Annotated in this window: 11 protein-coding genes and 1 pseudogene; 1 reads left to right on the top strand and 11 read right to left on the bottom strand. The window is 37.6% G+C overall.

Features of this window, described 5'->3' with window-relative positions:
- Positions 1 to 212: pseudogene (locus tag HNQ85_RS14485) on the top strand (DUF4047 domain-containing protein); the annotation flags it as partial.
- A 57-nt stretch (positions 213 to 269) separates the two neighbouring features.
- Here the strand turns inward: HNQ85_RS14485 and HNQ85_RS14480 are convergent.
- From HNQ85_RS14480 to HNQ85_RS14430, 11 genes are all read right to left on the bottom strand, one after another.
- Positions 270 to 737 carry a hypothetical protein gene (locus HNQ85_RS14480; RefSeq protein ID WP_181538439.1) on the bottom strand — a complete coding sequence of 156 codons (468 nt, stop codon included), beginning with the start codon at positions 735 to 737 and terminating at the stop codon, positions 270 to 272.
- A gap of 10 nt (positions 738 to 747) precedes the next feature.
- On the bottom strand, positions 748 to 1,092 hold the full coding sequence (locus HNQ85_RS14475) for a hypothetical protein (protein WP_181538438.1): 345 nt from the start codon (positions 1,090 to 1,092) through the stop codon (positions 748 to 750).
- A 333-nt stretch (positions 1,093 to 1,425) separates the two neighbouring features.
- Positions 1,426 to 2,214 carry a HipA family kinase gene (locus tag HNQ85_RS14470; RefSeq protein ID WP_181538437.1) on the bottom strand — a complete coding sequence of 263 codons (789 nt, stop codon included), beginning with the start codon at positions 2,212 to 2,214 and terminating at the stop codon, positions 1,426 to 1,428.
- Positions 2,211 to 3,308 (bottom strand): glycosyltransferase family 4 protein, encoded by a 1,098-nt coding sequence (locus HNQ85_RS14465; protein WP_181538436.1) that lies wholly within the window; start codon positions 3,306 to 3,308, stop codon positions 2,211 to 2,213. Before HNQ85_RS14465 ends, HNQ85_RS14470 begins: the two co-directional genes overlap by 4 nt.
- Positions 3,309 to 3,336: 28 nt before the next feature.
- Positions 3,337 to 4,182, bottom strand: a complete 846-nt coding sequence (locus tag HNQ85_RS14460) for a protein kinase family protein (protein ID WP_181538435.1) — start codon at positions 4,180 to 4,182, stop codon at positions 3,337 to 3,339.
- Positions 4,183 to 4,607: 425 nt separating this feature from the next.
- A complete protein-coding gene (gene menC, locus HNQ85_RS14455; protein ID WP_181538434.1) occupies positions 4,608 to 5,717 on the bottom strand; it encodes an o-succinylbenzoate synthase in 1,110 nt (369 codons plus the stop codon).
- Between the two features lie 16 nt (positions 5,718 to 5,733).
- The gene (locus HNQ85_RS14450; protein WP_181538433.1) at positions 5,734 to 6,564 is read right to left on the bottom strand and encodes a GNAT family N-acetyltransferase; all 831 of its coding nucleotides are present in this window, start codon (positions 6,562 to 6,564) and stop codon (positions 5,734 to 5,736) included.
- 14 nt (positions 6,565 to 6,578) lie between these two features.
- Entirely contained in the window at positions 6,579 to 7,706 is a 1,128-nt protein-coding gene (locus HNQ85_RS14445; RefSeq protein ID WP_181538432.1) for a M20 peptidase aminoacylase family protein, read from the bottom strand.
- A 284-nt stretch (positions 7,707 to 7,990) separates the two neighbouring features.
- The gene (locus tag HNQ85_RS14440; protein ID WP_181538431.1) at positions 7,991 to 8,413 is read right to left on the bottom strand and encodes a threonine/serine exporter family protein; all 423 of its coding nucleotides are present in this window, start codon (positions 8,411 to 8,413) and stop codon (positions 7,991 to 7,993) included.
- A 19-nt stretch (positions 8,414 to 8,432) separates the two neighbouring features.
- Positions 8,433 to 9,188, bottom strand: coding sequence for a threonine/serine exporter family protein (locus HNQ85_RS14435; RefSeq protein WP_181538543.1), 756 nt, complete (start codon positions 9,186 to 9,188; stop codon positions 8,433 to 8,435).
- A gap of 563 nt (positions 9,189 to 9,751) precedes the next feature.
- Complete coding sequence (locus HNQ85_RS14430; protein ID WP_181538430.1) at positions 9,752 to 10,927, bottom strand: GNAT family N-acetyltransferase; 1,176 nt, start codon at positions 10,925 to 10,927, stop codon at positions 9,752 to 9,754.
- Between the last annotated feature and the right edge of the window lie 299 nt (positions 10,928 to 11,226).

Below are 11,226 nucleotides of genomic sequence, written 5' to 3'. Positions count from 1 at the left end.
AGCTTGAAGAAGCAAAAAAAATGAAAGAGCAAAAACATGAAGAAATGAAAAAGCAACTGGAAGAAGCGAAAAAAATGAAAGAGCAGAAACGCGAAGAAATGAAAAAACAACGTGAAGAAGTAAAGAAAATGAAAGAGCAGAAACGTGAAGAAATGAAAAAGCAACTGGAAGAAGCAAAAAAAATTAGCAGAACAGAAACAGAAGAAAAATAAACATCCTACAAATGAAACGGAAGAGGAGAATTAATTCTCCTCTTTTCCACACTACATTCATCTCTCACTTAATGAATGAACAATAGTCCATAAAGTAAAGAACATGACACATGTACCGAATAGACTTAACTTAATGATATTAGGAATAAGTAAAAAGAATAAGTCATTTGAAAGTCCACATAACGAGGGGCTGCTTATCATTACTCCTACCATCGTACCAGTAAGGCTTCCCATGATTCCATTAAATATATTGCCAAGTACAGCTTGAAATGAAGCAATCGTTCCAAAAACAATCCCAATCACGACACCTATTAACACACAAATTATCGTGTCACTTGTCCGACCATCAAAAAGAAAAAATCGTAATAACATACTCAATGTTAATGAAAAGATTCCTGAACTAACTATAGAGCTCGTCATCGCATAATGCTCACCTAACCATTTTCTCTTTCTTCTTAGTACCCTATATGTTTGAATGACAACAACCACATTTACTATAAATATGCTTATTAAATAAACTTTCATATTCCTCTCCTTACTTTACGAACATCGAGCGTCGAGCTGCAATCACAATGAGTGCATAAGAAAAGACCATAAAGAATTCGGTAAAATAAAAAACGATTGATTGAACTGTCATTAATGCACCAAACATCGGTGCCATCATCCCAGTCATAAAGCCATTCGAAAATCCAGTTAGAAACGATTGAGAATCCAACATCCCCCCCATTATTCCTCCGCATATCATTCCTATACTCGCGGTAGCTATCGTAACCTCTGCAACATGTAACGGATAAAGTGAAATAAGGATAATTCCCGTTGTGAAAGAAAACATTCCACTGACAATCATGGAAATATTCATTCCTAACTGAAACTCAATCAATTTCCTTACTCGATAAAGGTACAAATATAAAAAGAGGGTGAGACAAAAATTACCTAGCAAAAACAAAAAATGAGTATTGAACAATAAAATCCCCCTTTTCAGACTCTTTCGTGTACGTTAAATAAAACCATTCAGGAAGTTAGAACGCAATTTCATCTATGTAGAAAAAATAACGTTTGTTCATCTCACTGCAAATATATGCCCAGTAAAAAAGAAAGATTCTAAACAAGTTTTGTATAGAAAATCTCCTTTATCTCTTCCTAAAGACAAAAGCGATGATCTGTATTCAAATAAAAAGCAAAGAATACAGAAATATTGTTTTGAAATAGTCGACTAAAGGGATGATCCATCTATTCGTGAGTTTCGGATCGGACGATACACTTTTTTAATAAACTTTTCGATTAACGTAGGCAATACTTTTTCACGTCTGTAAATAAGCGCTTTGATGATTTCCTGCTGTTCTTCAAGGGATAAATGCCAGTCACAAGGAATCAGTAGAAGGATTTCTTCCAATAGTTGTGTGGGGATGGTTTGAATGAGTTTGACTTGCTTTTTAAAGTCTTCTTCATCTGTAATAAACTGTGCCATCATTTCATGGGTAGCACTTTTCATTATTTTTTGTGGAAGGTGGTGAAGATCGTTCGTTATCCAAGAAAACGACCCAAATATTTCAGCATGATCAATAATCCATAAAAAATAACTGCCTTCTTCTCGCTCTTGTAACAACACATTTTTTCGCGTTCGATCAGTATTACATAGCCAATAGTCAAACACGATGATTCCAGCAAGGTCTTTATGATTAATGATGCTTTTAATGTTTGCTTCATGTCCGTTTACACTATTTTCTATATATTTACTTGCAAATTGTTTCACCGTATATTGAAATTGATCGCTATTTGGAATCGTATCAATGAACTCTTTAGGCATCTCTACAAAACATGACGGCGCAACCGGCAATTCCATATACCGAGCAATGCAGTAGGCAAGCCATTCATTAATGAGGGCCTTCTCTTCTGTATCTTTAAATAATTTTACAACGTAATTGTCGTTATTATCGAATGTAATTAAATGTGCGTTATTTGTTTTGCTTTCAAAAAGCTTGTGATACTGTTTAGGATTCATCGGCCTTCCCCCTTCCTTGTTACTTCTTGCAAAATTTCAATATATCTATTCGCACAATGGGAAATGGAAAACATTTGTTCAACACGCTCTCGAGCTGACTTTGAAAGTTTTTCGTATTGTTCTTGATAATCTACAATACGATAAATTTGCTCCGCCGCTCCTCTAACATGCTCCTCGCGGAATAAGTATCCTGTTTTGCCATCTATGACAATTTCCGGAATAGAAGAAACACAAGGCGCCACCACTGGAACTCCGCACGCCATCGCTTCGATAAACGTATTACCAAATGATTCAGCTTTTGTCGTTGCGATTGTACAACCACCAGATTGCTTAATTTTTGCATAGATATGCGGCATCTCTTGATACGGAACACGAGGATACCATTTCACGATGTCGGTTAAGTTCTTTTTTTTCCATGCATCTTCAAATTGTTGACGTTCCACACTTTTGTCTCCACCAATCACCCAAAATTCAATATCCTCTCTTTCTTTTTTTACTAGTTCAGCTATTTTTAATAGAAGGCGCCAATTTTTCCGTACATCTAATCTGCCAATATACGCAACTACTTTTTTATCAGAAGAAGCAATAGGTTCTTTTTGAGCATGGATTTCTTCAGGTTTTAGCGGCCGGAAAAATGAAGTATCAAGACCATTATAGATGACTTCAATCGGTGTCGGTTCATTGACTAGGATAGATAGTACCCGTTTTTGGTGTTGAGAGGGGACAATAAATTTTTGTGGTTGAATTTGATGGTACCCTGCTAAATTACGCTTTAACTTCATAATTTCAGGAGTGCGCGCTTCAATGATGATGGGCCCTTTATAGTTCGCTTTCACTAACCAATTGTAAGCATCACTCGTATCAACAACAATAATCGCATCATAATCATTTTTCGTTAAAATTTCATGAATCATCTGTTTATCCGTTGTTAAATATACAGGAGCGATATCTTTCATCATATGCATCCCACCAAGGTCTTTACAATAAAGAAATTCAGTCGTAATCCCCTGCTTTTTAAAATGAATGGCTCGATTGCGCCATCCAGCATTCACTCCTCCGACGGTTAATAAACGCCAAATGACTAACACTTTCATTTCCATTCCCCTCTTTTCAGCGCTTGTATTATTTCTTTTTCTTTTTCGATTTTTCTTGTTCCTTTACTATTTTTTTATTCTTTTTCAATTGTTCTTGTTTCTTTAGTTCCTTTACTACTTTGTATACAAGATTGTACAGCTGTTCATAATGTTTCTTTTCATTCTTAATCGTTAACAATTTGTTGGCTTTTTTTCTAATAGAACGCCAATCGATGTCTTTCTTTTCTTTCATATTCTCATACATTTGTGCTGCTGCTTCATCTATATCGATATAGTATTGCCATTCCTTATATAATTCCGGAGCTAGCTCTTGGACATGTTGTAAAAAGACAGCCTCATAGTCTTTCCCTAAACTGCGCAATAATTTTCGTGGATACGGATATGTTCTGTTACGCCATACTGTTCTTCCTACATCGATCACTTTTAATGAGCCATCCTCTTGAAGATAAATTTGTCGTTTATGATGATCAATTCGTTCATAGCCAATCTCTTTAAATGTTAATAGCATTTCAATAAGACGATAAGAAAGTTCTTTTGTTAATGGGTTTGTTTGCAAATATTCACGTAAATCAATTCCGTAAACCATTTCCATTACAATAAAATTTTTCCCTTTACAGTAGATTCTCGGAATGAGTGAGGTATGTTGCCCAAGGGACATCGCGTAATATTCTCGTTCACAATCTTCCACATCTCCATATACTTTCATACACATTTGATCATTGATTTTAAAAACCGCTCCTTGTCGCCCTTTCCCAATCATCTCAAGAGAGGACTTGTTATTTACAATCACGTCCTCGTCTTCCACACTCTTCACCTTGATTCGTTTTACATGTTTTTTCATTTCATCACAATTGACTAAATTGGTTTCCTTCACCAAAAATCTCTCCTTTATCATTTTTATGAACTCTTAGAAAACTTATGAATTTTGTCTTAACGGCACATCTCCTTTTATAAGCTTTTGTTAATTAGTAGATGAGCTTGTCATTTTTTCGACACTGTAATTTGTCTACTTTTCTTGTTATTTTTAAAATTTTTTTAAGAATTTGTTTCTCATTTGTAAAAGTGCTATTAAAATTTAAACGATAGACGATTTATAGCAAATACATACATAGTGTAGTACATGCCTAAAAATCACGTTCAATTTTTTATATGCTTGTCATAAATTGAAGCCGACATGCTTGCAGCAACATTGACGCAGTTGCGATAGTTTTCATTTAAAACACAAAAAAAGCCGATCAATGACTACATACAGTAGCTATTGATCGGCTTTTTGTATCTCGTTTTTTTAATGTCCATAACTCATGCCTTGTACGTTTTCGCCGAAATAGTATATAAGTCTATTTGGCGGCGATCGACCTCATAGCCGATACCTGGTCCTTCTGGAACAACAATGATTCCGTTATGAACCTTTACTTCTGGATTGATGATGTCTCTTTCCCAATAATGAGAGGATGCAGCTGTATCACCTGGCATTGTAAAGTTCTCTAAAGTCGTAATGGCAATATTGTGCGCTCTTCCTACCCCCGCTTCAAGCATGCCGCCACACCAAACGGGAATATTGTTTGTTTGGCACAGGTCATGAATTTTCTTCGCTTCTGTCAAACCGCCGACACGGCCGATTTTTATATTTATGATTCGGCAGCTTCCCAGTTCGATTGCTTTCCTTGCATCTTCATACGAATGAATACTTTCATCTAAACAAATTGGCGTTTGTAGCTGGGCTTGCAATTTCGCATGATCGACAATGTCGTCTGAGGCAAGCGGCTGTTCGATCATCATGAGATTAAATTCATCCAACGCCTTCAAACGGTCAATATCTTGAAGAGAGTATGCCGAGTTAGCATCCCCCATGAGCGGAAGGTCGGGAAAATGTTTACGAATTTCTCGTATGACCTCAACATCCCATCCTGGCTTGATTTTTACTTTCATTCTCCGATAACCTTCTGTTACATATTTCTCAACGATTCGTAGTAAATCATCGACACTTTTTTGAATTCCAATACTAATTCCGACTTCAATTTCTTTCTTTTCCCCGCCAAGCGCTTTGCTTAATGGAATCTGTTTTTTCTTAGCATAAAGATCCCAGATTGCTCCCTCAATCGCTGATTTCGCCATATTGTTTTTACGTATGAAAGAAAAACGCTCATTCAGTTTATCTGGATGTTCAATTGGAGTTTGAAAGACAATCGGTAATAAAAAATCCTCGAGCATATGCCAACACGTCTTCACCGTTTCTTCGTTGTACCACGGAGAATGAAACGCAACACATTCCCCCCATCCAGAAATTCCGTTTTCGTCGATCGCTTCCACTAAAATAAATTCTTTTGTGTTGAATGAACCAAAGCTCGTTGTAAAAGGAGATTTTAACTCCATTTGCAAATGTCGTAAAATAACCTGTTTTATGTTCATAAAAAACACTGCCTCCTTACAAAGGTAGCTGATTACGTTTGATTAAAACATAGTATTGAACAGGCTCATTTAGCTCTCTATAGACGTGAGCTACTGCCCATCCTTCTGCAAACAAGCGGACAAATATTTCACGCGTTTTGTACCGCCAGTCTAAAGCAAGTCCATAATCTTTTTCTTTTAGTTCTTGAAAATTGACGGGAACGGGCACAAACAGCACTGGCTGATTTCTAAACATTTCCCAGCAATTTGATTTCCAAACTGCTTCCGGATAGCCACTTTCTCTTTCCATCCAATCTAGCAATACTTGTTCCTTATCAAGCTTCAAGTCCGCAAACATGCGATGCCGATAATCTAAATAAGGGCTACTAACTAACCATTCGACGTTAAAACGATCGGAAGGCAAATTTTTGTTTAGATCATCGTCCATTTCTCCATAACAATTTTCAATATACTCCGAACAAATAGCACCTAGTTTGGCAATGTTTAAATTTCCATTTCGGCTCTCAAGCGGATCATACGTCCAGCGAATTTTCCTGTATCCTAACGTTATCGCTTCTTCCGCTTGCTTCATCTTTAACCGATAACCGATTCCTTGATTTCGAAACTCTTGATCAATTCCCAGCATGTGCGAACAGAGATACACCTCTCCGTTTTTATAGCCCGGAAAGCTATAAACAAAGCCTACCATTTGTTCTCCTATATAGGCCCCGATAACAATTCCTCCATTTTTTGCCGATGTCAATGTTTGATGAACGGGAATCGAGCTTGCCCCCCACACTTTCTGTTCCAATTGAGACATTTTTTCTAACTCTTTAATCGTTTCAATTTTTTGCAATACAATTTCCAAATTTCCTTCTCCCCCTATAAACAATTTTGAAACGTTTCAATGACTGTCCTTGCCAATATTTCAATGCCGACAAGTAAATCTTCACGGCGGAACGTCATTTGTGGGTGATGCAGCCCCGGTTTTAAATCGCACCCAAGTCCTAGCATCGTTGTTTTCAGCGATGGTTTCATAAGCGAATAAAAATGAAAATCTTCCCCTCCTGACGTTATAATAGGTGGCGTACATTTTTGTTTCCCTAATGTCGCAACAATCGCCTGTTCCATGATACGTTTCGCTTCTGGATTTACTTCCGCTGCGGCGATATGCACTCCGGACTGCATTTGAATATCAGCACCATAAATTAAGGCAATTCCTTTTACTACATTGTGTAAGCTCTCTAACAATTGCTCCATCACTTGATTCGTTTGTGCCCGCAAATCAAGAGTAAATTCAGCGCGGTCAGGAATTACGTTTCCGCTCTTTTCACCGGCATGAAATTTCGTCATCTTGATGGAAGCAGGCACTTGCGGGTCAACATGAATTTTACTTAGCTCTTGCACGAGAGCACTTCCTACTTCAATGACGTTTACTCCCAAATGCGGTCTTGCAGCATGAGCAGCAACTCCCTTAATTTCACCTTCAATGAACTGAGCTGCACCATGATAAATTGCTGGGGAGGCAAAGCCGCTTTCGAGTTCCTGAATCGGTCGCAAATGGACACCATATAAATAGTTCATATCATCTACAACACCTTTTTCCAGCATTTTAAGAGCACCCGTCCCCTTTTCTTCCGCTGGCTGAAAAAGAATTTTTAGCTTTCCCGGTGGCTTATAACCGATGCGATTAAGTAGTTTTACTACTCCTAAAACCATTGTCATATGTGCATCATGTCCACAAGCATGGTTCGCCTGCCATTTTCCGTTTACTTCCTGCCAAAGCGCATCCATATCCGCCCGCAAACCAACCGTACATTCCCCTTCTCCGATCTCGCCGACTACCCCTGTACAATCGGTAAATGTATGAACACGATACCCCTCCTTGTGTAACTGTTGTTTAAGAAATTCCGTTGTTTTAAACTCTTCCCAGCTTATTTCCGGGTTTTGATGAAGATGGTCAAAAATTGCAAATATTTCTGTCTGCATTTCCTTCATTACTTGTTTCATTTTATTTCTCGTCTCCCCCAATAAAAAATGAACTTTTGTTTGTTTTCTCGTTCATATACGTCTATCATTACTTAACTCTAGCCTGGTCTTAAATCCGTATGTACTCCTCTTTTGGCATTAACTGTTTACTCTCAACATATTAATAATAATAAAACCTAGCCTTCTTTTAACTAAATATACTATAATATTCAAAAAAGTTATTCAATCAATGATGAATGAAATCGTTTAGACCCATAACAAAAACCCAAGCTCCATATGATGAAGCCCGGGTTACAACATATCGATTATGCTTTCTTTATGATTTGATTAATGACTTCTGAGAATACGAGTCCAATTGCAATAGCACCGGATATCATAAATGCTTTCGCCGCTAATTGAATCGCCATGTTGTAGTCGTTCATGACAGCATGGCGCATTGCCTCATATGCCAATCCTCCAGGAACTAACGGAATAATTCCGGAAACGCTAAAAATCGTCATCGGTGTCTTATACAACCGTGCAAATAGTTGGCTTATAATGGCTACGAAAAAGGCGGCGACAAATGTAGCAAGAACAGAATCAAAATCGTATTCTACAAACAAAACGTATATCAACCACCCAATCATACCAACAAGTCCACAGTTCAACAACAACCTTTTCGGAACGTTAAAGATGATAACGAACGCAGCGGAGGCAATAAAGCTCGTAACTAGCTGTTCAATAATCATGCGATGTTCTCCCCATTTGTTAATAGATTGTAAAGATAATCGCAATGCCAGAACCAATAGCAAAGGCCGTTAAGAACGCTTCCGCTCCTTTGGATAACCCTGTGACTAAATGCCCTGCCATTAAATCTCTGACTGCATTCGTAATGAGAAGCCCCGGCACTAATGGCATCACCGAGCCAATGACAATTTTATCAAGTTCATGTCCAAATCCAATCACAACAAACAAAACCGACATAATCCCAATAATGAACGAGGTTAAAAATTCAGCGAAAAACTTGATTTTAACTAAACGATGGACATAAACGAAACAATAAAAACCTAACCCGCCAGCTATAAACGCTGGAAAAAAATCTCTCCATCCACCTTGAAACATAATGACAAAGCAGCCGCTCGCAATCGCCGCTGCGGCAACTTGCATCCAAAACGGATAAGCAAGGTTTTTCGTATCCAATTCTTTTAGTTGACGATGAGCTTCTTCTAATGATAGTTCCCCGCTGCAAATTTTTCGAGAAATGCTATTGACGATCATAACCTTTTGTAAATCCGTTGAACGGTCGACGATTCGAATTAATTTCGTCGGTCCCGTTCCATCAATCGAAAAAATAATTCCCGTTGGTGTTACATAGCTATGAGACTCTTGGATGCCGAACGAAGCGGCAATCCTCATCATCGTATCCTCAACTCGATACGTCTCCGCCCCATTTTGCATCATAATCTTTCCGGCTAGCAAACAAACTTCAACAATTTCATTTGTTTGATTTAAGTTCTTTATCATTTCTTTTCGCTTCAAACGAAATGAATACCCCCTATCTCTAAATTCCATCTTTACTAAAAGAGATAACATATCATTTTTAAAGGTTATTTACTGATGTGATGTTAAAAGAAAAAATTCAAAATCATCAATCGTGACCTGTCAGTGCTTCTGGAAGTTTTATTCTGCTTTAGCTGATCATCAGAATATTAAAGTAAAGATTTCCAACGAAACATACATAGATGTTGTCGACTCCTTGATGAAGTTAGTAAACATGCATTTTATTATAGCATGTGATAAAAAGAGAGTTGATATATTTCTTGAAAAATGAATCGTCCCTATATAAATGTAACTTGCTGTTTCATCTTTTGAGTGTTTGAACAAAGCATCACGGATGTGTTTCGACGATCGTAACCGAACAACACCGCTGGCGGACAAATGGTATTTTTCCGCATGGCGGATGGTTGTTCGGTTATCGATCACGCTTATACGTGACGGAAGCAAGTCACAGACTTGACTCCAACCGTCGAAACATCTGTGTTCAACTTCTTAATCTTCAAGTTAAACTTATACAGTACAGTCCTTCATCAGAAGAAATCGATAAAAAACGTCGTTCTTTGTGGAAGCATTTTCTCAAGATGCTCGACTTCTTTTTCGTTTCCTTTTAATTTTCCCATTCTATAAAAAGCAAACGGCCGCTCATACCCTAATAACAAAGCGGTTGCCGTATTCACATCGAGCTGCAAACCTCGTTTTGGCGGATGCATACAAGAAACGTTTTCTTTTCGAAAGACGTTTACACCGCTTTCGCTAATTTGATAAATCGCTGAATTCCACGGCGCAAATTCATCGTGCACGTGTAAAAGGAGTGTTCCTTCTGTTTTCACAAACGGGTATGCTTTCAAAAATTTTTCTAAATCAACAATCCTTGCCATAATATATGGATAAATTTCTTGTGTGATTCTTGGTTCATGAAGCAAATATGGCAACAGATCATCGACCGACGTAATGATGGTCACTTTATCAGCCATCGAATCATGCTGACAGATAAAATTCCATAATCCTCTTTTTGCCTCTTCAGTAAGAGCAATCATTTCCTTTACGTTCATATGGCGATTCTTCATTTCATATAACATGTATCCTGTTTTTTCATTTTGTTCGTCTACATACACCACGGCATGCATTTCTTTAGTTAATACATAATGCTTCCACCAAAAAGGAGTCCGTTTTAAGCCGCCATTATATTGCAGCATATATGCTTCATAAATCGGATTTAACACTTGCGGAACATCCTCACGAGAAATGCGCTCCACTCTTCCTTTTGTCGGTGCTAATAATATAAGATGCTTATTCTCAATTGTTAATTTTTTATATGAAGCAAACAATTCCCATCCAAACTTTCGATAAAAATTCACTTGAAATGGATGAAGAAATGACAAACACTCTCCTTTTTCCCTCATCCGCTCTAAAGCCACCTTTAACAGCTTGGCTACTTTCCCTTTTCTCCGATACTCTGGCCATGTCGCTACACCTGCGACTCCACTCATGTGAAACTCTTTTCCATAAATAAAGACTGTAAACGGTAGAAGATGAGCTTTAGCGGTAAGACGGCCATCTTCAACATCCCCTAAGATGTCCTGCTTGTTCATCCATTGCTTGCGAATTTCTTTTTGCTGTTCCGTTAATTGATATTGAAAGGCATATTCTGATAACCGAAATACTTCCTCATAATCTTCTTCTGCTAATAAACGTATATCAGACATAATCATCCCCCTGTCCATATTCTTTTTTGACTTCGCTTTTTTATCTGTAAAACCCTTGTTTTGAACCTCTCAACTGTATGTGATGTACAAAAAAGACATAACGTTAAATGGAATATATAACATTTCCTTTTCTAAATTCCCTTAAAAGTAAGAGTAGCCCAAAAAATAATGACAGCTATAAGAATTCCACCATTAATACCGTTCTCAGTCTAGTCAACAGTTAATCGGAATAAGTATTACTCCTAAGGGTCCTACTGTCACACAAAAAACATTGGAAATTCCTACATGTTTAACCGGAA

Origin of the sequence: [Anoxybacillus] calidus (assembly GCF_013760845.1) — a bacterium.
Classification (GTDB): Bacteria; Bacillota; Bacilli; order Bacillales; family Anoxybacillaceae; genus Paranoxybacillus; species Paranoxybacillus calidus.
The sequence above is the reverse complement of the archived record's forward strand: the minus strand, read 5'-3'. Positions and strand labels throughout refer to the sequence as shown.

Bases quoted from the DNA above. Each gene is read 5' to 3' on its own strand.
- HNQ85_RS14430 (WP_181538430.1), bottom strand. From the start codon at position 10,927: ATGTCTGATATACGTTTATTAGCAGAAGAAGATTATGAGGAAGTATTT.
- HNQ85_RS14435 (WP_181538543.1), bottom strand. From the start codon at position 9,188: ATGATAAAGAACTTAAATCAAACAAATGAAATTGTTGAAGTTTGTTTG.
- menC (WP_181538434.1), bottom strand. From the start codon at position 5,717: ATGAACATAAAACAGGTTATTTTACGACATTTGCAAATGGAGTTAAAA.
- HNQ85_RS14465 (WP_181538436.1), bottom strand. From the start codon at position 3,308: ATGAAAGTGTTAGTCATTTGGCGTTTATTAACCGTCGGAGGAGTGAAT.
- HNQ85_RS14445 (WP_181538432.1), bottom strand. From the start codon at position 7,706: ATGAAACAAGTAATGAAGGAAATGCAGACAGAAATATTTGCAATTTTT.
- HNQ85_RS14470 (WP_181538437.1), bottom strand. From the start codon at position 2,214: ATGAATCCTAAACAGTATCACAAGCTTTTTGAAAGCAAAACAAATAAC.
- HNQ85_RS14440 (WP_181538431.1), bottom strand. From the start codon at position 8,413: ATGATTATTGAACAGCTAGTTACGAGCTTTATTGCCTCCGCTGCGTTC.
- HNQ85_RS14480 (WP_181538439.1), bottom strand. From the start codon at position 737: ATGAAAGTTTATTTAATAAGCATATTTATAGTAAATGTGGTTGTTGTC.